Source organism: Serratia nevei (genome assembly GCF_037948395.1).
GTDB lineage: Bacteria > Pseudomonadota > Gammaproteobacteria > Enterobacterales > Enterobacteriaceae > Serratia > Serratia nevei.
Genome location: NZ_CP149940.1, coordinates 4,615,864 through 4,641,268, shown reverse-complemented (window position 1 = coordinate 4,641,268; position 25,405 = coordinate 4,615,864). Strand labels below are relative to the sequence as shown.

Sequence of the window (25,405 nt, the reverse complement as noted above, 5' to 3'; positions counted from 1 at the left end):
ATCACGGTGGAATTTTGCCTAAACGCTCCGGCGACAGCGCCTTCGGCCGGCGATCCTTGCGCCAACTGTGACAGCCACCCCGCAGATGGGTTACTATCGCGGGCAGAATCGACAAGCGATGCCTTATTGTCGTCCAGGGATTGCCAAGCCACGGTCTGAGGATAATTGAGTAATGAGTGATCTGACTCATGACGGTGTAGAGCGTTTACCGCTGCACACATTCACTGAAAACGCCTATCTGAACTATTCCATGTACGTCATCATGGATCGGGCGTTGCCGTACATTGGCGACGGTTTGAAGCCGGTACAACGCCGCATCATCTACGCCATGTCTGAGCTGGGGCTGAACAACAGCGCCAAATTCAAGAAATCCGCCCGTACCGTGGGCGACGTGCTGGGTAAATACCACCCGCACGGCGACAGCGCGTGTTATGAAGCCATGGTGCTGATGGCGCAGCCGTTCTCGTACCGCTATCCGCTGGTGGACGGCCAGGGGAACTGGGGGGCGCCGGACGATCCCAAGTCGTTTGCGGCGATGCGTTATACCGAATCGCGCCTTTCCAAATACGCCGAAGTGCTGCTGGCCGAGCTGGGGCAGGGCACCGTCGACTGGATCCCGAACTTTGACGGCACGTTGCAAGAGCCGAAGATGTTGCCGGCGCGCCTGCCGAATATCCTGCTGAACGGCACCACCGGCATCGCCGTCGGCATGGCGACCGACATTCCGCCGCACAACGTGCGCGAAGTCGCGGCGGCGGCGGTGGCGCTGCTCGACAAGCCGGGCGCCTCGCTCGATGACCTGCTCGAATTCGTGCAGGGGCCGGACTTCCCGACTGAAGCCGAGATCATCACCCCGCGCGATGAAATCCGCAAAATTTACCAGAGCGGCCGCGGCTCGGTGCGCATGCGCGCCGTGTGGAAGAAAGAAGACGGCAGCGCGGTGATCACCGCCTTGCCGCATCAGGTGTCCGGAGCCAAGGTGCTGGAGCAGATCGCCAGCCAGATGCGCGCCAAGAAGCTGCCGATGGTCGAAGATCTGCGCGATGAATCCGACCACGAAAACCCGACGCGTCTGGTGATCGTGCCGCGCTCCAACCGTATCGATCTGGAACAGGTGATGAACCACCTGTTCGCCACCACCGATCTGGAGCGCAGCTACCGCATCAACATGAACATGATCGGTCTGGATAACCGCCCGCAGGTCAAAGGGCTGGTGGAGATCCTCACCGAATGGCTGGCCTACCGTCGCGACACGGTGCGCCGCCGCCTGAACTACCGCCTCGAGAAAGTGCTGAAACGCCTGCATATCCTCGAAGGTTTGCTGGTGGCGTTCCTCAACATCGACGAGGTGATCCACATCATCCGCAGCGAGGATGAACCGAAGCCGGTGCTGATGCAGCGTTTCGGCATCTCCGACACCCAGGCGGAAGCGATCCTCGAGCTGAAACTGCGTCACCTGGCCAAGCTGGAAGAGGTCAAGATCCGCGGCGAGCAGGATGAGCTGGCGAAAGAGCGCGATCAGCTGCAGGCGCTACTGGCGTCCGAGCGCAAGCTGAACACGCTGATTAAGAAAGAGATCCAGGCCGACGCGCAGACCTACGGCGACGATCGCCGTTCGCCGCTGACCGAGCGTGCGGAAGCCAAGGCGATGAGCGAGCACGACTTCGTGCCGTCCGAGCCGGTGACCATCGTGCTGTCTGAAATGGGCTGGGTGCGCAGCGCCAAGGGCCACGACATCGATCCGGCCGGCCTGAGCTACAAGGCCGGCGACAGCTTCCGCGGCGCGGCGCGCGGCAAGAGCAACCAGCCGGTGGTGTTCATCGACTCCACCGGGCGCAGCTACGCGCTCGATCCGATGACGCTGCCTTCGGCGCGCGGGCAGGGCGAGCCGCTGACCGGCAAGCTGACGCCGCCGCCGGGCGCCACCATTGAGCAGGTGCTGATGGCGGCCGACGACCAGAAGCTGCTGATGGCGTCCGATGCCGGTTACGGCTTCGTTTGCACCTTCAACGATCTGGTGGCGCGCAACCGCGCCGGCAAGGTGATGATCACGCTGCCGGACAACGCCAGGGCGCTGCCGCCGATGGAGATCCACGGCGCAGACGACATGCTGCTGTCGATCACCGCCGCCGGGCGCATGCTGATGTTCCCGGTTGCCGATCTGCCGCAGCTGTCGAAGGGCAAAGGCAACAAGATCGTCTCCATTCCGGCAGCCCAGGCGGCGGCCGGTGAAGACAAGCTGGCCTGGCTGTTCGTGCTGCCGCCGCAGGCGTCCGTCACGCTGCACGTCGGCAAACGCAAGCTGACGCTGCGGCCGGAAGATCTGCAGAAGTTCCGTGCAGAGCGCGGTCGCAAGGGCACCCAGCTGCCGCGCGGACTGCAGCGTATCGATCGCGTTGAAGTGGATGCGCCGGTGCGGGCGTCGGGCGGCGACAGCGAAGAGTAAGCGTTGGCGCTAGCGTTAACGGGCGGTCGCAGCATGCTGTGGCCGCCTTATTTATTTTTGCTGGCGTTTATTTTCCAAATAGTTAACATTTCTGCGCATAAAATTATTGTGCGTATTGCCGGCTGGCGGGAAAATAGCGAGAAAGGCAGGCGACATCGGCGTGCTTATCGCCTGGCCGGCAAATAATGAGTAAAGGAATCTGCGCAGCGAAGTAAACTGCGTTGGCAGTGTGCTAATGAGGTTGTTATGTTATTGATTTTGCGTGCCGTTCTCGCCACTCTTTTCTGTATTCTGGTGTGTATTTTCGGTTCTGTTTATTGCTTGTTCAGCCCGCGCAATCCCCGCCATGTGGCGACCTTCGGCCACCTTTTCGGCCGCCTGTCGACGCTGTTCGGCATCAAGGTTGAAACCCGCGTGCCGGCCGATGCGGCCAACAACGGCAACTGCATCTATATCGCTAACCACCAAAATAACTACGACATGGTGACGGCCTCGAATATCGTGCAGCCGCGCACCGTGACCGTCGGTAAAAAAAGTCTGGTGTGGATCCCGTTTTTCGGCCCGCTGTATTGGCTGACCGGTAATCTGCTGATAGATCGTGATAATCGCGCCAAGGCGCATGGCACCATCGCCCAGGTGGCGGAGCAGTTCAAAAAGAAAGACATTTCGATCTGGATGTTCCCGGAAGGGACCCGCAGCCGCGGTCGCGGGCTGATGCCGTTTAAAACCGGCGCGTTCCACGCGGCCATCGCCGCCGGCGTGCCGATTGTGCCGATCTGCGTATCGACCACCAGCGGTAATATAAATCTTAATCGCTGGAATAACGGTCATGTGATCGTCGAGATGTTGGCGCCGGTGGATACCAGCAAATACGGCAAAGAAAACGTGCGCGAGCTGGCGGCCCATTGCCGCGAGCTGATGGAGGCGAAGATCGCCGAATTGGACGCCGAAGTCGCCCAGCGCAACGCCGCCAAAAAATAAGAGTCTACCGGCTTCAAAGAATACGTTTTTAATTGGCGTTCAGCGCCGTTAACGCCTGAGCGCCTGCTAATCTTGATTGGCGGGCGTTTGGGTTTTGCACACGGTTTAGTTATTGCTTTTCATGGAGAAAATATGTCACTCAGTCGACGTCAGTTTTTACAGGCATCGGGCCTGGCGCTGTGCGCGAGCGCCGTGCCGCTGAGGGCAGAGGCGAGCGGAACGCAGACCCCATTACCCATTCCGCCGCTGCTGGAGTCTCGCCGCGGTCAGCCGCTGTTCCTGACCCTGCAGCGTGCCCACTGGGCGTTTATGGATAACCGCAAAGCGGCGGTGTGGGGCGTCAACGGCATGTATTTGGGGCCGACGGTGCGGGTTTACAGCGGCGACGACGTCAAGCTGATCTACAGCAACCGCCTGCAGGAGCCGGTGGCGATGACCGTCAGCGGGCTGCAGGTGCCGGGCACGCTGATGGGCGGCGCGCCGCGCATGATGTCGCCGAACGTCGACTGGTCGCCGGTGCTGCCTATTCGTCAGGCGGCAGCCACCTGCTGGTACCACGCCAACACGCCGAACCGCATGGCGCCGCACGTTTACAACGGGCTGGCCGGGCTGTGGCTGGTGGAAGATGCCGTCAGCAAAGCGCTGCCGCTGCCCAACCACTACGGCGTCGACGATTTCCCGCTGATCATTCAGGACAAGCGCTTCGATAACTTCGGCACGCCGCAATACGATGCGCCGTCGCAGGGCGGCTTCGTCGGCGATACGCTGTTGGTCAACGGCGTGCAAAACCCGTATGTCGAAGTGTCGCGCGGCTGGGTGCGTTTGCGCCTGCTTAACGCCTCCAACGCGCGCCGCTATACCCTGCAGCTCAGCGACGGGCGCCCATTCAACGTGATCGCCAGCGATCAGGGCTTCCTGCCCGCGCCGGTCGCGGTGCAGCAGCTGTCGCTGGCGCCGGGCGAACGCCGGGAAGTGCTGATCGACATGTCGAAGGGCGACGAGGTGACCATCACCGCCGGTGAAGCTGCGGGCATCATGGATCGCCTGCGTGGCCTGTTCGAGCCGTCGAGCATTCTGGTGTCCACCCAGGTGCTGACGCTGCGCCCGACCGGCCTGCTGCCGCTGGTGACCGACAACCTGCCGATGCGCCTGCTGGCGGATCAGCTGTTGGACGGCAGCGCCAGCCGCACCCGCGATTTCCGCCTGGGCGACGGCGGCGTTGGCATCAACGGCGCGATTTGGGACATGAACCGCATCGACGTGCAGGCGCAGCAAGGCACCTGGGAACGCTGGAACATTCATGCGGATACGCCGCAGTCGTTCCATATTCAGGGCGTGCAGTTCCTGATCAAACGCGTCAACGGCGCGCAGCCGATGGCGGAAGATCGTGGCTGGAAGGACACCGTCTGGGTCGATGGCGACGTCGAGCTGCTGGTGTATTTCAACCAACCTACCTCCGAACACTTCCCGTTCCTGTATTACAGCCAGACGCTGGAAATGGCCGATCGCGGCACCGCCGGCCAGCTGATGGTGCAGCCGACGATGTAATCTGCGCTGCGGGCCGCTTACGGCGCCCGCAGCATCTCCAAAAAGGCCTGCACCACCGGTGTGATGCTGTCGGCGCGGTAAACCGCATACAGATCTGCCGGCGGCGCCTGTTGCAGCGAGCAAAAGCGGACGCCGGGCCACGGAATGCGGCCGTAGCTGTCCGGCAGCAGCGTAATGCCGCAGCCTTCCGCCACCAGCGCCAGCAGGGTTTGCGGCTCGTTGACCTGATAAGCGACGTCCGGCAAGAATCCTTGCTGCAGACACAGATTGTGCAGATACAGCCCCAGGCTGGCCTCATGCGGCGGCAGCACGATGAAGCTATCGTTCTGCAGCGCCGCCAGCGGGATGTTTTCCTGCTGCGCCAGCGGATGATCGAGCGGCAGCACCACGGCGATGCTTTCGCTTGCCAACCGTTGGCAGGTCAACCCCGGCAGCGTCTGCTGCTGCGCCTCTCGCCAGACCCCGATATCGATATGCCGCTTTTGCAGCGCGGCGATTTGCTGGCTGGGCGTCAGCTCGTTCAACGACCAGGTGACGCCGGCGCTTTGCTCGCTGAACCGCCGCAGCGCCGCGATCAGGCCGCCCCAGGCCGAGGTGCCGACCATGCCGACCACCATGTGGCCGCCTTCGCCGCGCCCCATCTGTTGCACCTGATGCAGCGCGCTGTCGGCCTGATCCAGCAGCCGCTCGACGTTGCGCAGCAGCGTGCGGCCGGCCGGCGTCAGCGTCATGGAGCGGGTGGTGCGTTTGAACAGCACCACGCCGAGCTGGCTCTCCAACTCCTTGATGTGCTTGCTGAGCGGCGGCTGTGACATATTCAGCCGCCGAGCCGCCTGGGTGAAGTTCATCTCTTCCGCCACCACGCGGAAATAGTGCAGCAGGCGGAAGTTAATCCGGCCGGGATCGGGCAGGGCATGGGGCTGATTCATCCGGGATATCGTCTCCTTGTGACGCAGCTCAACTTATAGGTAAATGGAATAAATCGGCCGCCAAGAATGTATTGGTCTCGGCTGAGCCTCGCTCTCTACTATGGGGATTATTATCCCCCGCTGAAAGAGAGAATACGATGTTTAATCAAGAAGATGCTTTTACCTGCGCCGATGTCGTCCGCGCACGCCTGCCGGATTTCCAGCCGAAAGCGGCCTTGATTCTCGGCTCCGGGCTTGGCGCCCTGGCGGAGGTGATGACCGAAACCGTCACCATCGACTACGCGGAGCTGCCGGGCTTTCCGGTGAGCGGCGTCGCCGGCCATGCCGGGCAGCTGGTCGCCGGCAAGCTGGAGGGCGTACCGGTATTGTGCATGAAAGGGCGCGGTCATTTCTATGAAGGGCGCGGCATGCAGGTGATGACCACCGCGGTGCGCACCTTCAAACTGCTGGACTGCGAATTCCTGCTGGCGACCAACGCCGCTGGTTCGCTGCGCCGCTCGGTGGCGCCGGGCAGCCTGGTGGCCATTACCGATCACATCAACTTCATGCCGGAATCGCCGCTGGTCGGCGCCAACGACGAGCGCTTCGGGCCGCGCTTCTTCAGCCTGGCAAACGCCTACGATCGCGATCTGCGCGCCCAGCTGGCGGCGGTGGCCGAAAGCGCGGGCATCCCGCTGGCGGAAGGGGTATTCGCCGCCTACACCGGGCCGAATTTCGAAACGCCGGCGGAGATCCGCATGATGCAGACCCTGGGCTGCGACGTGGTGGGGATGTCGATCGTGCCGGAAGTCCTGACGGCGCGCCACTGCGGCCTCAAGGTGCTGGTGGTATCCGCGATGACCAACTACGCCGAAGGGCTGTCGGATACGCCGCTCTCCCATGAACAAACGCTCAGCTGCGCGGCGCTGGCGGCGGACGATTTCATGCGCCTGATCCGCGAGCTGTTCAAAACGCTGTAATAGCGCAAGCAAACCGGCGGCGGGCTGCAGGGGGCCTGCCGCATCAATCATCGTTGAAAGCATAATAACAAGGTGATGGCGATGGCGATAAAAACACGATTGAAAGTCATGATTTTCCTGCAGTTCTTTATCTGGGGTGCCTGGCTGGTCACGCTGGGCTCCTACATGATTAACACGCTGCATTTCAGCGGCATGCAGGTGGGGATGGTTTACAGCGCCAAAGGCATCGCTGCGCTGATCATGCCGGGGCTGGCGGGCATCATTGCCGATCGGTGGATGAAGGCCAACTCTCTGTATGCGCTTTGCCACCTGCTCGGGGCGCTGGCGCTGTACTGCGCGGCGCAGGTCGAGCAACCGATGCTGATGTTCTGGGTGATGCTGTTCAACGCCATGGTCTATATGCCGACCATCGCGCTCTCCAACGCCATTTCCTATTTTTGCCTCGAGAAGCACGGCTTTGACACGGTGAAGGACTTTCCGCCGGTGCGGGTGTACGGCACGGTGGGGTTCATTCTGGCGATGTGGCTGGTCGGCTTTAGCCAAATTGAGCTCAGCAATCTGCAGCTGTACCTGGCTTCTGCGGCGTCGCTGCTGCTGTCCGCCTATTCGCTGACGCTGCCGCGCTGCCCGACCAACCGCGCGGCCGAGTCAAAGAGCTGGGTGAGCGTGCTGGGGCTGGATGCGCTGGTGCTGTTCCGCCAGCGGCGCATGGCGCTGTTTTTCCTGTTCGCCATGTTGCTTGGAGCGGCGCTGCAGATAACCAATACCTTCGGCAACCCGTTCCTGCACGATCTGTCGCTCAATCCGCTGTATCAGGACAGCCTCAGCGTCCGGTATCCGGCGGTGCTGCTGTCGCTGTCGCAGATCTCTGAAGTGTTCTTTATCCTCACCATTCCCTTCTTCCTGCGCCGTTACGGCATCAAGCAGGTGATGCTGATCAGCATGGCGGCCTGGACGCTGCGTTTCCTGTTCCTGGCGTACGGCACGCCGGTCGGCTTTGGTTTCGTTCTGCTGCTGCTGTCGATGATCGTCTACGGCTGTGCGTTCGACTTCTTTAATATCTCCGGCGCGATCTTCGTCGAGAAAGAGGCCGATCACCGCATCCGCGCCAGCGCGCAGGGGCTGTTCATGACCATGGTGAACGGGTTGGGCGCCTATCTCGGGGCGCTTGCCAGCGGCGAGGTGGTGGACTTCTTCAGCCATGACGGCGTGAAAGACTGGCAGAGCATCTGGCTGGTATTTGCGCTGTATACGCTGGTGCTGGGGATCGTGTTCGCGTTGAGCTTCAACTACCGCCACTCGCCGCAGGAGAGCGCGGTGGCGGCGCAGTAAGGCTGAGGGCGCAGCTGGCTGCGCCCTGAAACGTCAGGCCTGCGGGAAGCGCTGTTGCAACTGCTGCCAGTCCGGCGGATTGGCGGCCCCGAGGCTGGCCACCACGCAAGCGGCGACCCGGTTGGCCAGATCGACCGCCTGCGGCAGCGGCCAGCCGGCAGACAGGCCCGCCAGTAAACCGGCGCAGTGGGCATCGCCCGCGCCGATGGTGTCGACCACCTCTACCGGATAGGCGGGAACGTGCAGCGGCGGCGTGCGGCCGTCGCAGATCCACGCGCCGTCGCGATCCAGGCGGCAGACCAGCGTCAGGTTGTGGGCGGCGGCATAGCGCTGCGCGGCCTCCACGGCGTCGCCGGCGCCGCACAGCGCGGCCACTTCGTCGCGGTTGAGCGTCAATAGGGTGTGGCTGTCGCTGAGCATGGCGAAGAAATCTTCGCTGAGCTGAGCGATGCGCGGGCCGGGATCGATCAGGCGCGGTTGGTCAAACGGCATGCGCGTCAGCCACTCGCGCAGCGCTTCGCCGCTTTCGCCCGCCAGCTCGTAGCCGCTGGCGTAGATCAGGGTGTGCTCCGTCAGCGGCAGCGTCGCCAGCTGCGCTTTATTCCATTGGCTTTCGCAACCGGAAACCGTGATGAAGGTGCGTTCGCCGTCCGGCTCCACCAGCGCCAGGCACCAGCCGTTGTCCATCTGGCCGTGGCGCAACAGCACCTCCAGCCCCAGCTCGCCCATGGCGGCTTCGGCAGCCGCGCCCCATTCGCCGTTGCCAACCGGCATGCCGTTAATCACCGGCGTTTCCAGGCGCACCAGCGCGCGCGCCACGTTGAACGCGCAGCCGCCGATTTGCCGCGCCTGCGGCTGGGCTTCGATATCTTCGCCGCTGGTCGGCAGGCGCGGCAGCGTCATCACCAGATCGCCGACCGCGCCCCCAATAACCAGGACAGGTGTTACAGTTTCCCACTCACTCATTGATGTTCTCTGCGTTGGGTCAGGTACAGACCGTAAGCGATCAGACTCACCGCGAACGACACAAACAGCCCCAGGCTGGAATCGGCGAACAAGCCTTTGGCCAGCGGGCCGTCGATAAAACCGGTTTTGGTGACCAGCAGGCCGCACAGGGCGCCGAGGAACCAGCAGAACAGCGGGGCTTTGCGCACGCCGCGGTTCTGGCCATGCAGGCCGTACAAAGCGTTGCCATCATACCCGTGGCGGCGGCGCAGGCACAGGTAATCGAGCAGGAAAATCGCCTCCCAGGCCGCCAGGAAGACGCCGCAGAACACCAGGAAGGAGATGAACGGCCCCATGAAATCGCCGGAGATGAACAGCACATACAGGGCGATGCCCAGCACTACGACAGCGTCGATCGACACCGCCAGCCACTGTTTGACCTGCACGCCGATGGTCAGCAGGTTAAGGCTGGCGGAATACAGGCTGAGCACCGCGATGGTGACGATGCCAGCGGTGGCGGCCAGCAGATAAGGGATCGCCATCCAGGCGGGCAGCACGGAGCCTATCAGCGCGATGGGGTTGGCGGCGCTGGCCAGATCGGGCAGCTGCACGGAAAGCAGGATGCCGGCCAGCATCAGCAGCATCAGCGGCAAACAGGCGCCGCCCATTACCGCGGCGAAAATGCTTTTGCTCGATGAGCTCGGGCTTTGATAGCGGCTGTAATCGGCGCCGGCAATCGCCCAGCTGATGCCGGTGCCGGCGGCGATCACCGATACCGCCGGCAGGAAGCCGGTCAACCAGCTGCCGGAAGGCAGCGCCAGCACCTGGCTCCACTCGGTGTTGAACAGGATATAGAGCACCACGATCAGCGTCATGGTGCCGAAGATGCGGCTGAACCAGCTTTGCATCCAGACCACGGTATTTTGCCCCAGCAGGCTGACGACGACAGTGAGCCCGCCGAACAGCAGCAGGCTGAGCGCGGTCAGCAGGTGGCTGCTACCCAACCCGAAGGCCTCGAACAGCGCCGCCAGCGTCAGGGTGCCGGTGATCACATTGACCGCTTCCCAGCCCATCAGGTTGATCCAACTGAACAGGGTGGGCGCCACGTTGCCCTTCAGGCCGAAAATCACCCGTGAGAGCGTCAGCGTAGAGGTGCGCCCGCGCTTGCCGGCGAAGCTGGTGAGGCCGACCAGCACGAAGCTGGCGACGCCGAGCAGCGCGGCGAGTACCGATTGCAGGAAGGATAAGCCGAAGCCGACGATAATGGCGCCGTACACCACGCCGAGAATGCCGATATTGGCCGCCGACCAGATCCAAAACAGCTCGATGGGCTTGCCGGTCTGTTCCGCGTCCGGCACCCGATCGATACCGGTGCTTTCTACCTTCCATGCTTCATTGCGATTGATATCGGTCATAGCAAATGATCCCTGTAGCGCAGGGCCGCGAGGGCCGCCGCAGTTGACTGAAAATCGATTCCGTTGGCGCGGTTGACGCCGGCTATTCCGTTGTCGGTGAATACGCCGATTCCGCGCAGTGTGTAGCGGCTGAGACCGCCGGGTCTGTCAAAATGAGGGCGGTATCCGCCTTATCGGGTGAGGCACGTCGGCCGCACGGCGCCAATGAGTGTAGTCAAAGAGTGGGTCTGCAGCGGGGTTTGGCGAAGCGGGAACGTTTCTATTTGCCGACATCGATCCGTTGCGCCCACCGCAAGGGGATCCTGTGATGTGGCTATGAGCAGTGAGCAAGCTATCCATTAGCTACGTTGCTTATTCTCGGCCGTTTGTGCTGACAGTATATCCCCGCTACCGGCCATCAAGGGTATCCTTTAGGGCTGGCAGCGGGTTTTTTATTGTTTTTAAAGTGGGTCCCTGGTGTTGGTGCGATTGATGTATCAACATCAATAAGCACAGATTACGCGCGATCTAGATCCAATGAAAGTCCATTAGGCAAAAATTGTGATGCCACTCTGAAAACATTAGCGATATTTTAGTTAAGGTGAGGGGCTTATCGCCGGATCGGCGATAGGATAAAAACGAAATCCAGACAAATGGCATAGGTAAGAGGGCGGGCGAATGACGGATTTTATGGCCTGGCTGCGTGGCCATCTGGCGCAGGGGGCGGTAGCGCCGCGTTATATTCAGCTGGCGACGGCGATAGAAACCGCAATCAGGCAGCAGGTGTTGGCGGCGGAGGCGTTTTTGCCGCCGGAACGGCAGATGGCGGAAGGCCTGGGGCTGTCGCGTGTCACCGTCAGCAAGGCGATGAAGCTGCTGGAGGAGAAGGGGCTGATTTCGCGGCAGCAGGGCGTTGGCACCCGCGTGGCGATGCGCATCGGCTATTCCCTCGATAAGGACAGCGGTTTCACCGCTCAGGCGCTGCGCCACGGCAGCAGCGTCAGTAACCGATGGTTGCTGCGCACCCGGGTCGGCGCGCCAGCCAAGGCCGCGGCGGCGCTGGGGCTGGCGGAGGGGGATGAGGTGATCAAACTGCGGCGTTTGCGCTTGCTGAACGGCAGCCCGGTCTCGCTGGAAACCACCTATATTCCGCCGCGCTTCCTGCCCGAACCGGGGCAGCTGGAACATTCGCTGTATGCGTTATGGCAATCGCGCGGCATCGTGCCTGAAGATAAACACTTTCTGCTGAAGGCGGTGTCCTGCAGCGACGAGGTCGCCGAGCTGCTCAACGTGCCGTGCGGCGCGCCGTTGTTGCACATCACCCAGACCAGCCGCAATGCCCAGGGCGAGGCGCTGGAGTTCAGCGATATCTTGTGTCGCAGCGACGTTTATGAATTCGAAGTGAACGGTTAGCGAAATAACCATGCTCTTTTTGCTGCTAGTGCGTATAATCGCCGCCCGGCGATTAATTAACCTGTAAAAAGAGCAGCAGAATGAGCACCACCAGCCTGATCCAACCCGATCGTGAACTGTTTTCCTATAAGCCTTATTGGGCGGAATGTTTTGGCACCGCGCCGTTTTTACCGATGTCGCGGGCAGAGATGGATCAACTGGGCTGGGACAGCTGCGACGTGATCATCATCAGCGGCGACGCCTATGTCGATCACCCGAGCTTCGGCATGGCGATCATCGGCCGCATGCTGGAAGCGCAGGGCTTCCGCGTCGGCATCATCGCGCAGCCGGACTGGAGCAACAAAGAAGACTTCATGCGGTTGGGGAAACCGAACCTGTTCTTCGGCATCACCGCCGGCAACATGGACTCGATGATCAACCGCTATACCGCCGATCGCAAACTGCGTCACGACGATGCTTACACCGCCGGCAACGTCGGCGGCAAACGCCCGGATCGCGCCACCCTGGTCTACAGCCAGCGCTGCAAAGAAGCCTATAAAGACGTGCCGATCGTGCTGGGCGGCATCGAAGCCAGCCTGCGCCGCATCGCCCACTACGATTACTGGTCGGATACCGTGCGCCGCTCGGTGCTGGTGGATTCCAAAGCCGACATGCTGATCTACGGCAACGGCGAACGTCCGCTGGTGGAAGTGGCGCATCGCCTGGCCGCCGGCGAGAAGATCGGTGATATCCACGATATTCGCAATACCGCAGTGATGCGCAAAGAAGCGCTGCCGGGCTGGAGCGGTGTGGATTCCACCCGCCTCGACAAGCCAGGCCGTATTGAAGCTATCCCGAACCCGTACGGCGACGATCTGCCGTGCGCCGACGGCGCCAAGCCAAAAGAGCCGGAGGCCAAGCCTGTCACCGTGCGCGCCGCCAAGCCGAAGCCGTGGGAGAAGACCTACGTGCTGCTGCCGTCCTTCGAGAAAGTGAAGGGCGACAAGGTGCTGTATGCGCACACCTCGCGCATTTTGCACCATGAAACCAACCCGGGTTGCGCCCGTGCGCTGATGCAGAAACACGGCGATCGCTACGTGTGGATCAACCCGCCGGCGATCCCGCTGACCACGCCGGAGATGGACAGCGTCTTCGCGCTGCCTTATCAGCGCGTACCGCATCCGTCCTACGGCCAGGATCGCATTCCGGCCTATGACATGATCCGTTTCTCGGTGAACATCATGCGCGGTTGCTACGGCGGCTGCTCGTTCTGTTCGATCACCGAGCACGAAGGGCGCATCATCCAGAGCCGTTCGGAAGATTCGATCGTTCGCGAAATCGAAGAGATCCGCGACAAGGTGCCGGGCTTTACCGGCGTGATCTCCGATCTCGGCGGCCCGACCGCCAACATGTATATGCTGCGCTGCACCAACCCGCGCGCCGAGCAGACCTGCCGCCGCGCCTCGTGCGTGTATCCGGAGATTTGCACCTACATGGACACCAACCACGAGCCGACCATCAAACTGTATCGCCGTGCGCGTTCGCTGGAGGGCATCAAGAAGATCCTGATCGCTTCCGGGGTTCGTTACGATCTGGCGGTGGAAGATCCGCGTTATATCAAGGAGCTGGCGACCCACCACGTCGGCGGCTACCTGAAGATCGCGCCGGAGCACACCGAAGAAGGGCCGCTGTCGAAGATGATGAAGCCGGGCATGGGCAGCTACGATCGCTTCAAGCAGCTGTTTGATCACTATTCGAAGCAGGCGGGCAAAGAACAGTATCTGATCCCGTACTTCATCTCGTCGCACCCGGGCACCCGCGATGAAGACATGGTGAACCTGGCGCTGTGGCTGAAGAAGAACCGTTTCCGCCTCGATCAGGTGCAAAACTTCTATCCTTCGCCGATGGCCAACTCCACCACCATGTATTACAGCGGTAAAAACCCGCTGAGCAAGGTGGAGTACAAGAGCGAAGACGTGGTGGTGCCGCGCGGCGATCGCCAGCGTCGCCTGCATAAGGCGCTGCTGCGTTACCACGACCCGGCCAACTGGGCGCTGATCCGCACCGCGCTGGAAGAGATGGGGCTGAAACACCTGATCGGCAGCCGCCGCGAGTGTCTGGTGCCGGCGCCGAGCATCGACGAGCAGCGCGAAGCGAAACGCCTGCAGCGCCATACCCGGCCGGCGCTGACCAAGCATACCGATATCAATCGGCAGCGCACGCCGTCCAACCGGCCGCCGCGCAAACCGATTCGCAAAGCCAAGCCGTAACGGCCACGCCGCGTGCGCAAACAAAAAGGAGAACCCTGGGGTTCTCCTTTTTACTTTTGCTCATCACAAACTATCGTAGGCGGCTTCCACTTTCATCAAATGGCGCGGCGCCTGCGGAGCGGGGTGGTATTTGCGCACGTGCCAGTTAAAGGCTTCCGGCGACAGGTTGTTGATCATCGCGATGGCCTGCTGACGGTTGCTGGAGAAGGTGCGCAGCAGCGCGCCGGTGCCGTTGACGTAGGCGATGATGGTGGCGTAGCGCAGCGTAACAGGGTTCGTGATCCCTTTAAGCTGCTGTTTTTGCAAGGTGGCCAGGTAGGCGGCGCCGAGATCGATATTGGTGTCGGGATCCCGCAGGTCGTCATCGTCCGGGCAGCCGCGTTTGCCTTTGTAGCGGTAGGCATCGCAGCCGGCGGTATCGGCTTTCAGCTGCATCAGGCCGATAGCGTTGGATTTGCTCACCGCCGCGGGGTTGAAGCCGGACTCCACCTGGATCATGGCGGTGATCAGCTTGGCGTCCACGCCGTATTCGCTGGCGGCGTCTTTAATGGCGCTATCGAAAGCGTGGCGATCGTAGCTGACGCGCTGTTTCTTGCCGGCGCAACCCGCCAGCACCAGCATGACGCAAAGCATGCCCAGCCGTAACCCGTGTGAGAAAGAGAATTTCATGGTGCTCCGTGCTTGTCTGTTTTTTAACGGCGTTAACCGGCGGGCGAGGCCTCCGGCGTCGTCATCATAACGTCAGGCGGCGCAAGGGAGCAATGCGCGGGAAGGAAAAGCCCCCTCCGACGGGAGAGGGCTTGGGGAGGGTTTACAGGGTATCCGGATCCGGCCCGAGGCGGTTGCCGACGTCCAGCTTGGCGATCTCGCCCAGTTCGTCCTTATCGAGTTTGAAATCAAACACCTCGAAGTTTTCGCGGATGCGCGACGGCGTGACCGATTTCGGGATCACGATAAGGCCGCTGTCCAGGTGCCAGCGCACCACGATCTGCGCCGGGGTTTTCTCGTATTTCTCGGCCAGCGCCTTGATCAGCGGCTGGTCGAACACCCCTTCACCACCCTGCGCCAGCGGGCTCCAGGATTCGGTGGCGATATGGTGCGTGGCGTTCCAGGCGCGCAGCTGGCGCTGTTGCAGCAGCGGGTGTAGCTCTATCTGGTTGACGACCGGCGCCACGTTGGTTTCATCCAGCAGGCGCTGCAGGTGCGGCGTATGGAAGTTGCATACGCCGATGCTTTTGACCAGGCCTTGATCGCGCAGCTTGATCAGTTCGCGCCAGGCGGAGACGTATTGATCTTGCTGCGGGCGCGGCCAGTGGATCAGGTACAGATCCACATAGTCCAGCCTGAGTTTTTCCAAACTGGTTTCCAGCGCCGCCAGTGGATCGCCCTGATCGTCGTTCCACAGCTTGGTGGTGATGAACAGCTCGCTGCGCGGCAGCGAGCTGGACTGCAGTGCGGCGCCGACGCCTTCCTCGTTCTTGTAGATCGCGGCGGTGTCGATGGAGCGGTAACCGATCTCCAGCGCTTTGCTCACCGCGCGGGTGGTCTCTTCAATACTCGCCTGCCAAACGCCGAGACCCAACTGCGGCATCAGATTACCATCGTGGAGTTTGATGATGGGTTGTTGCGTTGTCATGCGCATCTCCTTGTGTACGGATTGCGGCGCCTGCGGCACCGAAACGGCTATAGATAAATTCTAGTTGGCAAAATGGGCGGTTGCCGGGTTTGCCAGCCTAATTTCAGCGGTGGCGGGAGGGCGACTTTCTCCCCGCTCTCCCTGCGAATGAGCGGTAAGACGGGTGGTGCGAAACGATCGGCGGCGCCCGACGGCACCCGGTGATCGGCCGGGCGCCAGATGCGGCGAAAAATGGCTGGCGGAGACTAAAGCCTAGCAAAAAATCGCCGTTTTGCGATTAACGCGCCGCTTCGTAAATGCGGCGGCTGACGTCCAGGGTGATGTCCTGATGCTCGCCCAGGGCGGTCATGCCGTGCTGATGCAGCTTGTCGAGCAGCGCCGGAATGCTGCTGCCGTCGAGCTGATAATCCGCCATGCGGGTCGGTACGCCCATCTGCTCGAAGAAGGCGCGAGTGGCGGCGATGGCGCCGTCGATACGGCTGTCTTCGCTGCCTTCGCACAGGCCCCAGACGCGGTCAGCGTACTGCAGCAGTTTTTCGCGCTTCTGCGCTTTCTTCTCGTGCAGCAGCGCCGGCAGTACGATGGCCAGCGTTTGCGCGTGGTCGAGATCGTGCATGGCGGTCAGCTCGTGGCCCAGCATGTGGGTTGCCCAGTCCTGTGGCACCCCGGCGCCGATCAGGCCGTTCAGCGCCATGGTGGCGCTCCACATCACGTTGGCGCGCACCCCATAGTTTTCCGGTTCGGCCAGCGCGCGCGGGCCGTCTTCCAGCAGGGTCAGCAGCAGGCCTTCGGCGAAGCGATCCTGCACTTTGGCGTCCACCGGGTAGGTCAGGTACTGCTCCAGGGTGTGCACGAAGGCGTCGACCACGCCGTTGGCGATCTGGCGCGGCGGCAGCGAGTAGGTCACCACCGGATCCAGTACGGCGAAGCGCGGCTGCACCAGCGGCGAGAAGAAGTGCTGCTTGTCGCCGCTGCTTTTACGGGTGATCACCGCGCCGCTGTTGGATTCGGAACCGGTGGCCGGCAGCGTCAGCACGCAGCCCATCGGCACCGCGTCGGCGATGTGGCTGCCGACGGTCTGCAGGATATGCCAGGCGTCGCCGTCGGCGGTGTAACGGGCGGCGGCGGCGATGAACTTGGTGCCGTCAACCACCGAACCACCGCCGACCGCCAGCAGGAAATTGATGTTTTCCGCCTTCACCACCTCGACCGCTTTCATCAGCGTTTCGTAGGTCGGGTTCGGCTCGATGCCGGAGAACTCCCGCACGTCGCGGCCGGCCAGCGCGCTGTACACCTGATCCAGCACGCCGTTCTTCTTCACGCTGCCGCCACCGTAGGTGATCAGGATGCGTGCGTCCGCCGGGATCTGGCCGGCCACTTCGGCAATTTGGTCCTTGCCGAACAGGATTTTGGTTGGGGTATGCAGAATGAAGTTTTGCATGGATGATTTCTCTCTTTCTGTCAGGCGGGCGCCAAAGTGGCGCAAAGGTTTCTGGCCCGTATTGTCAGGAACCTGGCGGCAACGCACAATGCACATTCCTGTTTGGTTCTTGCCTATTCCTACAAGTCGCTGTAGAAATGGCGAGTTTTAAATTATTATTTATGCCGAATCGTTCTGACTGTAAGAGGGTGTTTCCGTGATTGAAATCGATGCGCAGCGCAGCCGCATGGCGCGCCAGGCGATGGCTATCGCCACCGGCAACGGCTACACGCCGTCACCGGTGCCGCGGGTAAAGATCCTGTATGTCGATCGCCACAGCCCGCGCCAACCGGTGATGTACGAGCCGGGGATCGTGATTGTCTTTCAGGGGCACAAGGTGGGCTATTGCGGCAACAAGATGTTCCAGTACGATCCGCGCAACTACCTGCTGATGACGGTGCCGCTGCCGTTCGAGTGCGAAACCTTCGCCAGCCCGGAACTGCCGCTGGTTGGGTTGGCGGTCAATATCGATACCCAAATGCTGCAGGACTTGCTGATCGACATCGGCGATGACGACTACCTGATGCAACCGCGGGCGGAGAGCAACGGGGTGAACCTGGCCGAGCTGACGGAAGAGCTGCTGTGCGCCACCGAACGCCTGCTGGACGTGATGGCCAAGCCGCTCGATGCCCGGGTGCTGGGGCCGCAGATCGTGCGCGAAATCCTCTACTACGTGCTGCGCGGCACCTGCGGCGCGTCGCTGCAGGAGCTGGTCAACCGCCATACCCACTTCAGCCAGATCGCCAAGGCGCTGCGGCGCATAGAAAATCAATATGCCGACAACCTCAACGTCGAACAGTTGGCCAGCGAGGTCAACATGAGCGTCTCGGCGTTCCACCACAACTTCAAGGCGGTGACCAACACCTCGCCGCTGCAATACGTGAAGTCGTACCGGCTGCATAAGGCGCGCCTGTTGATGGTGCATGACGGCCTGAAGGCCAGCACGGCGGCGATCCGCGTCGGCTACGAGAGCGCGTCGCAGTTCAGCCGTGAATTCAAGCGCCTGTTCGGCATGACGCCGAGCGATGAAATCGCCCGGCTGCGCGACGCCAACCCGCTGCTGCTGGAGGGCTGAACCGCGTTTACGGGGTCAGGACGATCTTGCCGAACGGCCCGCGATCGAGGTGATCCAACGCCTGCGGCAGTTGATCGAAACGGTAGACCTGGTCGATCACCGGCTGCAGGTTGACGGCGTCCACGGCGCGCACCAGATCTTCCAGCGCGCGGCGGTGGCCGACGCCGATGCCCTGGATCTCCGCCGATTTCAGCAGCAGCAGGCCGGCGGGGGCGGAAATCTCGGCGCCCGCCAGCACGCCGATCACCGAGATGCGGCCGCCCACCGCCACGGCGCGTACCGAGTTGCCCAGATTCGGGCCGCCGACGGTGTCGATCACATGGTCGATGCCGCGATCCTGCGTCAGCGCATAAATTGCTTCCACCCAATCGCCGTTCAGCCGATTGATGCCGTGACTGGCGCCCAGCGCCTGGGCACGCGCCAGCTTTTCATCGCTGCCGGAGGTCACATACACCTCGGCGCCGTGCGCTTTGGCGATCTGCAGCGCGAACAGCGCCACCCCGCCGGTGCCTTGCACCAGCACCGTCTCGCCGGCATGCAGCTTGCATTGCTCCACCAGCGCGAACCAGGCGGTTAGCCCGGCGCACGGCAGGGTGCTGGCCTGCACGTCGTCCAGCGACGCCGGCGCCGCCACCAGCCAATCCTCATGCAAAATCACATATTCCGCCAGCACGCCCTGATAGAAACCGCCGAGGGTGTGGTAAGGCACCTGGCGCGCATTGCCGTACGGTTTTTGCCGGCCGTCGAGCCAGCCGGGGCTGAAGGTAGAGATGACCCTGGCGCCGGGTTGGAAACGGCTGACGCCGGGGCCGATAGCGTCGACCTCGCCGGCCATGTCCGAGGCGGGGGTGAACGGCTGCGGCAGCGTCAGCCCCATGCCGCTTTCAATCATCAGCTTGTCGCGGTAGTTGAGCGCGACCGCTTTCACTTTCACTCTGATTTCGTGTGGCCCCGGCTGCGGGATCGCGTCGACGGTCAACCGCAGGTGTTCACGCCCCAGAGCGTCCATCGTCCAGCGTTGCATCGTGTCGGTCATGATGTTCTCCAAAGTCAGCGATTAACGACTGGTCGATAATATCGTTGATGAAGGTTCGCCAGTGGCGATAAGATTTCCGAAGATTGTTTCTTTCAGGGCGACAAATCATGAGCGATCGATTGAGCGGCATTTCGGTATTTGTCACCGCCGTGGAGGCGGGCAGTTTTGCGTTGGCGGCCAGCCGGCTGCACCTGTCGCGTTCGGCGGTGGGGAAAACCATCGCCCGGCTGGAACAGCGGCTGGGCGTGCGGCTGTTTCATCGCACTACCCGCAGCCAGAGCCTGACCGACGACGGCGCGTTATTCTATGAGCGCTGCCTGCGAGCGCTGGAGGAGATCCGCAGCGCGGAAACGCTGCTGGAGTCGGGCAAGCGACAGGTCAGCGGCCGGCTGCGGGTATCGATGCCGGTGCTGTTTGGCCGCATGTGCATTGCGCCGCTGTTGACCGAGCTGACGCGCGAGCACCCGGGCCTGGAGCTGGAGCTGTCGTTCAGCGATCGGGTGGTGGATCTGATTGAGGACGGCTTCGACATGGCGATCCGCAACGGCACGCTGGCCAACAGCGGCGGGCTGGTGGCGCGCCGCATCGGCGATCATCGCATGACGCTGTGCGCCTCGCCGGCCTATCTGCAGCGGTGCGGCGAGCCGCACAGCATCGAACAGCTGGCGGAGCATGAGGCGGTGACCTATGTGCGCGCCGGTGCGCGGCGCAGCTGGTTGGTATTGGATAGCGACGGCAAGCCGCAGGAAGTGATGCCGACTAACCGGCTGCAAATGGATGACCTGCAGGCGATTGCGGATGCGGCGACGGCGGGGTTCGGCATTGCCTGGCTGCCGTGCTGGCTGGTGCGTGAGCAGCTGTTGAGCGGGGCGCTGGTGCGCTTGCTGCGCGACCGGCCGGGCGCCGCCTTTGAAGCGCATGCGGTGTGGCCGCACACGCCTCACCTGCCGCTGAAGGTGCGGCTGGCGGTGGATACGCTGGTGAGCAAGTTGCCCGCCAGTCTGGCGTTGGTCGAGAAGGCGCTGTAGCGCGCCGGGCTCAGGAGGAGGCGCGCTTTTTACGCCAAATGACCAGCATGGCGCCCAGCAGGCCGACGAACAGCAGCAGCAGCGGCAGCAGCATCAGGCCGGTCATCACCTGGCTTTCGTAGCGCTTCACCAGCGGGATTTGGCTGAAAGCGTAGCCGAGGCCCACCAGCGCGCAAACCCAGATCGCCGCGCTCAGCCAGTTGAACACCTGGAAGCGTGAGCTGTTGAGCCCGGAAATGCCGGCCATGGTCGGCAGCAGCGTGCGCACGAAGCCGAGGAAGCGGCCGATCAGCAGCGCCGTCAGCCCGTGGCGGTTGAACAGGTTATGCGCGCGTTGGTGGTACTGTGCCGGCAGTTGCAGCAGCCAGCCTTTCACCAGGCCGGTGTGGCCCAGCCAGCGGCCCTGGATATAGCTCAGCCAGCAGCCGAGGCCGGCGGCAGCGGTCAAAATCAGCAGGGTGGGGGCAAAGCCCATCACGCCTTTGGCGATCAGCGCACCCGACAGCAGCAGCAGGCTGTCGCCGGGGAGGAAGGAGGCGGGCAGCAGTCCGTTTTCCAAAAACAGAGTGGTGAAAAGTACGGCGTAAACCACCCAAATTACGCTTGGATCGGCGAGGGCAATAAAGTCCTGCTGCCAAAGCGCATGAATAATCTCTCGTAATACATCCATTTTATGTCCTGTTGCATGCCGGTTGCGCCCGGGGTCACGTTCTCCAGGGTGCGGCGGTTACCGTATCTGACAGTTACCCGGATAGTGTACCGCTAATAGCTTAAGCCGACATTAAACGAGACGAAGAAAATTAGCGGAATCCGCCTTAGCGCACGCCGTTGAGGCGATCGAAACCGGCCGCCAGATCGGCGATCAGGTCTTCGACGTTCTCCAGGCCGATGTGCAGGCGCACCAGCGTGCCGGAGAAATCGACGCCGCCCGCCGGACGGATCGCTTCCAGCTCTTCCGGCTGGTTGGCCAGGATCAGCGACTCGAAGCCGCCCCAGGAGTAGGCCATGCTGAAGTGGCTGAAGTTGTCCAGGTAGGCGGCCAACTGCGCATCGTCCAACCGCTCTTTCAGCACGAAGGAGAACAGCCCGTTGCAGCCGCTGAAGTCGCGGCGGTAGAACTCGTGGCCCTTGCAGCTGGGCAGGGCCGGGTGATTGACCGTCGCCACTTCCGGCCGTGCTGCCAGCCAGTGGGCGACTTCGATGCTGCTGCGTTCGTGCTGCTTCAGGCGCACGCTCAGGGTGCGCAGGCCGCGGCTCGCCATGTAGGCGGTGTCGGCATCCACCATTTGCCCCATCAGGTAGGAGTACTCGCGCAGCCGATCCCAACAGCGCGCGTTGGCGACGGCGGTGCCGAGCATGTAATCGGAATGGCCGATCAGGTATTTGGTGCCGGCCTGAATCGAAATGTCGATGTCGAAATCCAACGCCTTGAACAGCACGCCCGCCGCCCAGGTATTGTCGATCATGATCACCACCTCCGGCGCCACGGCGCGAATGGCCTGCACCATCGCCGGAATGTCCTGCACTTCCAGGGTGATGGAGCCGGGGGATTCCAGGAACACCACGCGGGTATTGGGTTGGATCAGCGTGGCGATGTCGGCGCCGATCAGCGGATCGAAATAGGTGGTGCTGACGTTCATGCGGCCGAGGATATGGGTGCAGAAATCCTGGGTCGGTTCGTACGCCGAACCCGTGACCAGCAGGTGATCGCCGGCGCCGACGAACGACAGGATCGCATTGGCCACCGCCGCTGCGCCGCAGGGGTACAGCACGCAGCCGGCGCCGCCCTCCAGCTCCACCATCGCATCCTGCAGGGCAAAGTGGGTCAGCGTGCCGCGTCGGCCGTAAAACAGCTCGCCGTGGGCGCGCTGCGCGGTGGCATGCTTTTTGGCGGCGACGGAGTCGAAAACCAAAGAAGAGGCGCGTTGCGTGACGGGATTGACGGAGCCCTGGGTGTAGCGTTTGCCGCGGCCGGCGCCGATCAGCGTGGTTTCGATGTGTTTTGACGTCATGGTACCTGGCTCACCTCTGGTTGCTCTGCACGTGCCCGTTTACGATAGCCCTTACGTTAGCATGAGTTAATATAGCCATCCAGACGTTTTAACTTCCAGATACAGAAACGGCTATAATTGGCTGCCGAGCACGCCTTTCTCGCCTCATCCTTCTGCCGGGGGGCGAGAGAGAAGCCCATTCCTCGGTCAAGACGCCGTTCGGCAGCGCGGCCTTGTTGCGCCGTTGTGGGAGAAAAGTAACGAAATAACCCCATAAAAGGGGCGTTTGGCGGTGAACGGGCGCGGATTGGCGCTTTGCGGCGGGGCTGGCTAAAATTTTCTCGTTTATTTGGTAAATAATAATGAGAACTACTATCAATCCCCGGTTGGTTTGATATGATCGCACGCTGAATTATTCCTTAATTTTGATCGGTAATGGGTGGAGGCACAGCGTGAAAACGGCTGGCAAGAATTTAAATCAAGGATCGTTCGGCCAGGGCCGGGCGCAGTGGGGCAAGGCCTTCGGCCGCAGCCTGATGGCTTCTATGGTGCTGGTCGTGGGGCTGGCCGGCAGTGCGCAGGCAGCGCCGGCGGCCAATCCGGCCGTTACCGAAAGCGTTGCGCCGACCACCGCGCCTGCACCTGCTGCAGCCGCCGCGCCGGAGAGCATCACGCCGGTGAACCCGGCGCCAACGATCCAGCCACCGGAAACCCGCGGCATGGACCTGTCCGTTTGGGGCATGTACCAGCACGCCGACGCGGTGGTGAAAGCGGTAATGATCGGCCTGGTGCTGGCCTCGATCGTGACCTGGACCATTCTGTTCTCCAAAGGCAGCGAACTGCTGCGCGCCAAGCGCCGTCTGCGCCGCGAACAGCTGGCGCTGGCCGAAGTGCGCTCGTTGGATGAAGCCTCCGAGCTGGCGCAAAACTTCGGCTCGGAAAGCGTCAGCGCGGTGTTGCTGAACGATGCGCAAAATGAGCTGGAGCTGTCTGCGGAATCTAACGACAACAACGGCATCAAGGAACGCACCGGTTTCCGCCTCGAGCGCCGCGTGGCGGCCTACAGCCGCAACATGGGCCGCGGCAACGGTTTCCTGGCTACCATCGGCGCCATCTCGCCGTTCGTCGGCCTGTTCGGCACCGTGTGGGGCATCATGAACAGCTTCATCGGCATCGCCCATTCGCAGACCACCAACCTGGCGGTCGTGGCGCCGGGCATCGCAGAGGCGCTGCTGGCGACCGCGCTGGGCCTGGTCGCGGCGATCCCTGCCGTCGTTATCTACAACATCTTCGCCCGCGTCATCAGCGGCCACCGTGCCCAGGTGGGCGACGTGGCGGCGCAGGTCTTGCTGCTGCAGGGCCGCGATCTGGATCTGGCCGCGACGGCGGAAGCCAAGCGCTCACAGCACGCACACCAACTGCGGGCGGGGTGAGTCATGGCGATGCGCTTAAATGAAGATCTGGACGACAGCGGCGAACTGCATGAAATCAACGTGACGCCGTTTATCGACGTCATGTTGGTGCTGTTGATCATCTTTATGGTGGCCGCGCCGTTGGCAACGGTAGATATTCGCGTCGATCTACCGGCTTCTTCCGCCAAACCGCAGCCGCGGCCGGAAAAACCGGTGTTCCTGTCGGTGAAGGCCGACAAGCAGCTCTACGTTGGCGATCAGCCGGTGAATGCCGATCAGCTGACTTCGGTGCTGGATCAACGCACTCAGGCGAACAAAGAAACCACCATCTTCTTCCAGGCGGACAAGAGCGTGGACTATGAAACGCTGATGAGCGTGATGGACACCCTGCGTAAAGCCGGCTACCTGAAAGTGGGGCTGGTGGGCATGGAAGGCGCCGCCAAGTAGCGGCAGCAAAACGATAAAGGGCGCTCAGGCGCCCTTTTTTATTGATTCAGAAATATCACTCCCCGGCCAACAACGCCCGGGAACCGGCATGACGCCAGTGGATGCGGCCCGGCAGATAAAGAGCATGCTGTTCCAGCGGCCGCTCGTCGATGAGCGCGGTAACCTGGTCGAAGCTATGCTGCGCCAGCGCCCGGCAGTCTTGCGCGACCGTGTCTATCTTCAGCGTCATGCAATCGAACAGGTAGTGATCGTCGAAGCTGCACAGGTGGATGTCGCTCTCCATCAGCTGATGCTGCGTCAGATAACGCAACACCCCTTCCAGCAGGCCACAGGCGGCGGTGAACAGCGCTTTGGGCGGACGCCCCAGCTGTGCGCACAGCTGAGCGAACATCTCGTAACCTGAGCTGGGGTGGTAGCTGCCGTTGATGATCCATTCCGGTTTGCACGTTACGCCGGCGCGCTCCAGGCCAAGCTGGAAGCCGGCCAGCCGATCGCGGGTCGGTGAAATGCGCGGCTGCCCGCCGAGAAAATAGATCTCATCCGGATGTTGGCGCGCGACCTTTTCCACCAGGTCGGCGGTCGCATTAACCGAATCGGTGATCACCAGCGGCAGCTCGGAACCGGCGATCAGGCGGTCCATCTGCACCACCGGCAGCCCGACGTTGATCTTCTGGTATTCCGCGTCGTTCAGCTGGCTGGAGGCGACGATCAGGCCGTCGACCTGCCGTTGCACCAGACTGTTCACCGCCATCATCTCCTGCGCCGGGTTTTCATCGGTGCAGGCGATCAACAGCTGCAGACCGGCTTCGCGGCACAGCGTTTCCAGCTCGCGTGAGATCACCGCAAAGCCGTAGTTGGTCATCTCCGGTACCACCAGCCCCAGCGTGTGGCTGCGGTTGGAGCGCAAAGAGCGGGCGTGGATGCTGGGCTGATAATGGTGTTCGTGCGCCAGCGCCAGAATGCGATCGCGGGTGTCGTCGGACACCCGGTATTCCTTGCTGCGGCCGTTCAGCACCAGGCTGGCGGTCGATTTCGACACCCCGGCCAGCGTGGCGATGTCACTGATGGTAATGCGTTTATTTTTTTTCACTGACGCCATCTGAA

The 25,405-nt window shown here is 62.1% G+C and carries 21 protein-coding genes; 11 read left to right on the top strand and 10 right to left on the bottom strand.

The annotated features are described in order from the left end of the window. The first annotated feature begins 172 nt into the window (after positions 1–172). The 3 genes from parC (at position 173) to ftsP (ending at position 4,975) form a co-directional block, all read left to right on the top strand. Positions 173–2,446, top strand: a complete 2,274-nt coding sequence (parC, locus tag V8N38_RS22205; RefSeq protein WP_025304301.1) for a DNA topoisomerase IV subunit A — start codon at positions 173–175, stop codon at positions 2,444–2,446. Positions 2,447–2,692: 246 nt separating this feature from the next. Further along, positions 2,693–3,427 carry a 1-acylglycerol-3-phosphate O-acyltransferase gene (locus V8N38_RS22200; protein WP_004937266.1) on the top strand — a complete coding sequence of 245 codons (735 nt, stop codon included), beginning with the start codon at positions 2,693–2,695 and terminating at the stop codon, positions 3,425–3,427. A gap of 132 nt (positions 3,428–3,559) precedes the next feature. After that, a complete protein-coding gene (gene ftsP / locus V8N38_RS22195) occupies positions 3,560–4,975 on the top strand; it encodes a cell division protein FtsP (RefSeq protein WP_049198460.1) in 1,416 nt (471 codons plus the stop codon). A gap of 17 nt (positions 4,976–4,992) precedes the next feature. Here ftsP and V8N38_RS22190 read toward each other — a convergent pair whose 3' ends face one another. Then, positions 4,993–5,904 carry a LysR family transcriptional regulator gene (locus V8N38_RS22190; protein WP_060419760.1) on the bottom strand — a complete coding sequence of 304 codons (912 nt, stop codon included), beginning with the start codon at positions 5,902–5,904 and terminating at the stop codon, positions 4,993–4,995. A gap of 137 nt (positions 5,905–6,041) precedes the next feature. Here V8N38_RS22190 and xapA point away from each other — a divergent pair, with 137 nt between their 5' ends. After that, a complete protein-coding gene (xapA, locus tag V8N38_RS22185; RefSeq protein WP_147840346.1) occupies positions 6,042–6,863 on the top strand; it encodes a xanthosine phosphorylase in 822 nt (273 codons plus the stop codon). An 81-nt stretch (positions 6,864–6,944) separates the two neighbouring features. Then, on the top strand, positions 6,945–8,195 hold the full coding sequence (locus V8N38_RS22180; RefSeq protein WP_060441062.1) for a nucleoside permease: 1,251 nt from the start codon (positions 6,945–6,947) through the stop codon (positions 8,193–8,195). Between the two features lie 33 nt (positions 8,196–8,228). Here the strand turns inward: V8N38_RS22180 and V8N38_RS22175 are convergent, their stop codons facing one another. Both V8N38_RS22175 and V8N38_RS22170 read right to left on the bottom strand, forming a co-directional pair. Then, positions 8,229–9,161: a PfkB family carbohydrate kinase gene (locus V8N38_RS22175; protein WP_147840345.1), complete on the bottom strand. Its 933-nt coding sequence runs from the start codon at positions 9,159–9,161 to the stop codon at positions 8,229–8,231. Next, positions 9,158–10,555: a purine-cytosine permease family protein gene (locus tag V8N38_RS22170; RefSeq protein WP_100395895.1), complete on the bottom strand. Its 1,398-nt coding sequence runs from the start codon at positions 10,553–10,555 to the stop codon at positions 9,158–9,160. Before V8N38_RS22170 ends, V8N38_RS22175 begins: the two co-directional genes overlap by 4 nt. A 657-nt stretch (positions 10,556–11,212) precedes the next feature. Between V8N38_RS22170 and V8N38_RS22165 the strand changes: the two genes are divergently transcribed. Both V8N38_RS22165 and V8N38_RS22160 read left to right on the top strand, forming a co-directional pair. Then, complete coding sequence (locus V8N38_RS22165) at positions 11,213–11,947, top strand: GntR family transcriptional regulator (protein ID WP_060424777.1); 735 nt, start codon at positions 11,213–11,215, stop codon at positions 11,945–11,947. Positions 11,948–12,027: 80 nt separating this feature from the next. Beyond that, positions 12,028–14,196 (top strand): YgiQ family radical SAM protein, encoded by a 2,169-nt coding sequence (locus tag V8N38_RS22160; RefSeq protein WP_147840344.1) that lies wholly within the window; start codon positions 12,028–12,030, stop codon positions 14,194–14,196. Positions 14,197–14,259: 63 nt separating this feature from the next. On the opposite strand, the gene V8N38_RS22155 is transcribed toward V8N38_RS22160, so the two are convergent. From V8N38_RS22155 to yqhD, 3 genes are all read right to left on the bottom strand, one after another. Further along, positions 14,260–14,865: a transglycosylase SLT domain-containing protein gene (locus V8N38_RS22155; RefSeq protein WP_141960282.1), complete on the bottom strand. Its 606-nt coding sequence runs from the start codon at positions 14,863–14,865 to the stop codon at positions 14,260–14,262. A gap of 142 nt (positions 14,866–15,007) precedes the next feature. Then, the gene (gene dkgA / locus V8N38_RS22150; RefSeq protein WP_060424784.1) at positions 15,008–15,832 is read right to left on the bottom strand and encodes a 2,5-didehydrogluconate reductase DkgA; all 825 of its coding nucleotides are present in this window, start codon (positions 15,830–15,832) and stop codon (positions 15,008–15,010) included. A gap of 277 nt (positions 15,833–16,109) precedes the next feature. Further along, entirely contained in the window at positions 16,110–17,273 is a 1,164-nt protein-coding gene (gene yqhD, locus V8N38_RS22145) for an alcohol dehydrogenase (protein WP_147840343.1), read from the bottom strand. 226 nt (positions 17,274–17,499) lie between these two features. Here yqhD and V8N38_RS22140 point away from each other — a divergent pair, with 226 nt between their 5' ends. After that, positions 17,500–18,387 carry an AraC family transcriptional regulator gene (locus tag V8N38_RS22140; RefSeq protein ID WP_194243114.1) on the top strand — a complete coding sequence of 296 codons (888 nt, stop codon included), beginning with the start codon at positions 17,500–17,502 and terminating at the stop codon, positions 18,385–18,387. Positions 18,388–18,394: 7 nt separating this feature from the next. Here the strand turns inward: V8N38_RS22140 and V8N38_RS22135 are convergent, their stop codons facing one another. Next, positions 18,395–19,423 (bottom strand): zinc-dependent alcohol dehydrogenase family protein, encoded by a 1,029-nt coding sequence (locus V8N38_RS22135; RefSeq protein WP_147840342.1) that lies wholly within the window; start codon positions 19,421–19,423, stop codon positions 18,395–18,397. Positions 19,424–19,530: 107 nt separating this feature from the next. On the opposite strand from V8N38_RS22135, the gene V8N38_RS22130 reads away from it, so the two are divergent. Continuing rightward, positions 19,531–20,451, top strand: a complete 921-nt coding sequence (locus V8N38_RS22130) for a LysR family transcriptional regulator (RefSeq protein ID WP_147840341.1) — start codon at positions 19,531–19,533, stop codon at positions 20,449–20,451. A 10-nt stretch (positions 20,452–20,461) separates the two neighbouring features. Here V8N38_RS22130 and V8N38_RS22125 read toward each other — a convergent pair whose 3' ends face one another. Next, positions 20,462–21,121: a DedA family protein gene (locus tag V8N38_RS22125; protein ID WP_038879412.1), complete on the bottom strand. Its 660-nt coding sequence runs from the start codon at positions 21,119–21,121 to the stop codon at positions 20,462–20,464. 145 nt (positions 21,122–21,266) lie between these two features. Continuing rightward, on the bottom strand, positions 21,267–22,463 hold the full coding sequence (gene metC / locus V8N38_RS22120; RefSeq protein ID WP_038879409.1) for a cystathionine beta-lyase: 1,197 nt from the start codon (positions 22,461–22,463) through the stop codon (positions 21,267–21,269). Positions 22,464–22,894: 431 nt separating this feature from the next. Between metC and exbB the strand changes: the two genes are divergently transcribed. Next, entirely contained in the window at positions 22,895–23,875 is a 981-nt protein-coding gene (exbB, locus tag V8N38_RS22115; RefSeq protein WP_147840340.1) for a tol-pal system-associated acyl-CoA thioesterase, read from the top strand. A 3-nt stretch (positions 23,876–23,878) separates the two neighbouring features. Continuing rightward, the gene (gene exbD / locus V8N38_RS22110) at positions 23,879–24,301 is read left to right on the top strand and encodes a TonB system transport protein ExbD (protein ID WP_004937307.1); all 423 of its coding nucleotides are present in this window, start codon (positions 23,879–23,881) and stop codon (positions 24,299–24,301) included. Positions 24,302–24,356: 55 nt separating this feature from the next. On the opposite strand, the gene V8N38_RS22105 is transcribed toward exbD, so the two are convergent. After that, positions 24,357–25,400, bottom strand: coding sequence for a substrate-binding domain-containing protein (locus V8N38_RS22105; protein ID WP_060422585.1), 1,044 nt, complete (start codon positions 25,398–25,400; stop codon positions 24,357–24,359). Positions 25,401–25,405 lie beyond the last annotated feature (5 nt).

Coding starts and splice junctions, on each gene's coding strand:
- V8N38_RS22170 (WP_100395895.1), bottom strand. CDS start 10,555: ATGACCGATATCAATCGCAATGAAGCATGGAAGGTAGAAAGCACCGGT.
- V8N38_RS22105 (WP_060422585.1), bottom strand. CDS start 25,400: ATGGCGTCAGTGAAAAAAAATAAACGCATTACCATCAGTGACATCGCC.
- V8N38_RS22160 (WP_147840344.1), top strand. CDS start 12,028: ATGAGCACCACCAGCCTGATCCAACCCGATCGTGAACTGTTTTCCTAT.
- V8N38_RS22130 (WP_147840341.1), top strand. CDS start 19,531: ATGAGCGATCGATTGAGCGGCATTTCGGTATTTGTCACCGCCGTGGAG.
- dkgA (WP_060424784.1), bottom strand. CDS start 15,832: ATGACAACGCAACAACCCATCATCAAACTCCACGATGGTAATCTGATG.
- V8N38_RS22155 (WP_141960282.1), bottom strand. CDS start 14,865: ATGAAATTCTCTTTCTCACACGGGTTACGGCTGGGCATGCTTTGCGTC.
- V8N38_RS22190 (WP_060419760.1), bottom strand. CDS start 5,904: ATGAATCAGCCCCATGCCCTGCCCGATCCCGGCCGGATTAACTTCCGC.
- ftsP (WP_049198460.1), top strand. CDS start 3,560: ATGTCACTCAGTCGACGTCAGTTTTTACAGGCATCGGGCCTGGCGCTG.
- exbD (WP_004937307.1), top strand. CDS start 23,879: ATGGCGATGCGCTTAAATGAAGATCTGGACGACAGCGGCGAACTGCAT.
- metC (WP_038879409.1), bottom strand. CDS start 22,463: ATGACGTCAAAACACATCGAAACCACGCTGATCGGCGCCGGCCGCGGC.
- V8N38_RS22200 (WP_004937266.1), top strand. CDS start 2,693: ATGTTATTGATTTTGCGTGCCGTTCTCGCCACTCTTTTCTGTATTCTG.
- V8N38_RS22180 (WP_060441062.1), top strand. CDS start 6,945: ATGGCGATAAAAACACGATTGAAAGTCATGATTTTCCTGCAGTTCTTT.
- xapA (WP_147840346.1), top strand. CDS start 6,042: ATGTTTAATCAAGAAGATGCTTTTACCTGCGCCGATGTCGTCCGCGCA.
- V8N38_RS22165 (WP_060424777.1), top strand. CDS start 11,213: ATGACGGATTTTATGGCCTGGCTGCGTGGCCATCTGGCGCAGGGGGCG.
- V8N38_RS22125 (WP_038879412.1), bottom strand. CDS start 21,121: ATGGATGTATTACGAGAGATTATTCATGCGCTTTGGCAGCAGGACTTT.
- yqhD (WP_147840343.1), bottom strand. CDS start 17,273: ATGCAAAACTTCATTCTGCATACCCCAACCAAAATCCTGTTCGGCAAG.
- V8N38_RS22175 (WP_147840345.1), bottom strand. CDS start 9,161: ATGAGTGAGTGGGAAACTGTAACACCTGTCCTGGTTATTGGGGGCGCG.
- V8N38_RS22135 (WP_147840342.1), bottom strand. CDS start 19,423: ATGACCGACACGATGCAACGCTGGACGATGGACGCTCTGGGGCGTGAA.
- V8N38_RS22140 (WP_194243114.1), top strand. CDS start 17,500: ATGGCGCGCCAGGCGATGGCTATCGCCACCGGCAACGGCTACACGCCG.
- parC (WP_025304301.1), top strand. CDS start 173: ATGAGTGATCTGACTCATGACGGTGTAGAGCGTTTACCGCTGCACACA.